Annotated in this window: 1 rRNA gene (only partly in view); it reads left to right on the top strand. The window is 56.6% G+C overall.

Going from position 1 to position 1295, the window contains the following annotated elements:
- Nucleotides 1–1295: ribosomal RNA gene (locus tag ACZ5WG_RS40745) — 23S ribosomal RNA — on the top strand (it extends past both window edges: 154 nt to the left, 1267 nt to the right).

The raw sequence follows: 1295 nt of genomic DNA, 5'->3' as shown, positions 1-1295 counted from the left end.
TAGGTCGTGACTGCGTGCCTTTTGAAGAATGAGCCTGCGAGTTAGCGGTGTGTAGCGAGGTTAACCCGTGTGGGGAAGCCGTAGCGAAAGCGAGTCCGAATAGGGCGATTGAGTTGCACGCTCTAGACCCGAAGCGGAGTGATCTAGCCATGGGCAGGTTGAAGCGGAGGTAAGACTTCGTGGAGGACCGAACCCACCAGGGTTGAAAACCTGGGGGATGACCTGTGGTTAGGGGTGAAAGGCCAATCAAACTCCGTGATAGCTGGTTCTCCCCGAAATGCATTTAGGTGCAGCGTCGTGTGTTTCTTGCCGGAGGTAGAGCACTGGATAGGCGATGGGCCCTACCGGGTTACTGACCTTAGCCAAACTCCGAATGCCGGTAAGTGAGAGCACGGCAGTGAGACTGTGGGGGATAAGCTCCATGGTCGAGAGGGAAACAGCCCAGAGCATCGACTAAGGCCCCTAAGCGTACGCTAAGTGGGAAAGGATGTGGAGTCGCAGAGACAACCAGGAGGTTGGCTTAGAAGCAGCCACCCTTGAAAGAGTGCGTAATAGCTCACTGGTCAAGTGATTCCGCGCCGACAATGTAGCGGGGCTCAAGCGTACCGCCGAAGTCGTGTCATTGCAGCAATAGGGCCAACGCCTGCTGTGATGGGTAGGGGAGCGTCGTGTGCCGGGTGAAGCAGCAGCGGAAGCTAGTTGTGGACGGTTCACGAGTGAGAATGCAGGCATGAGTAGCGATACACACGTGAGAAACGTGTGCGCCGATTGACTAAGGGTTCCTGGGTCAAGCTGATCTGCCCAGGGTAAGTCGGGACCTAAGGCGAGGCCGACAGGCGTAGTCGATGGACAACCGGTTGATATTCCGGTACCCGCTTTGAAACGCCCAATATCGAATCAGGCGATGCTAAGTCCGTGAAGCCGTTCCGGACCCTTCGGGGAAAGGAAAGTGGTGGAGCCGACGAACCAGACTTGTAGTAGGTAAGCGATGGGGTGACGCAGGAAGGTAGTCCAGCCCGGGCGGTGGTTGTCCCGGGGTAAGGGTGTAGGCCGAGGGGTAGGCAAATCCGTCCCTCATATAAGGCTGAGACCTGATGCCGAGCCGATTGTGGTGAAGTGGATGATCCTATGCTGTCGAGAAAAGCCTCTAGCGAGTTTCATGGCGGCCCGTACCCTAAACCGACTCAGGTGGTCAGGTAGAGAATACCGAGGCGTTCGGGTGAACTATGGTTAAGGAACTCGGCAAAATGCCCCCGTAACTTCGGGAGAAGGGGGGCCATCACTGGTGAAGGGAC

It is taken from the genome of Streptomyces sp. NPDC032745 (genome assembly GCF_055579465.1).
Note: the sequence above shows the minus strand (reverse complement) of the source record. Positions and strands in the feature narration are given on the sequence as shown.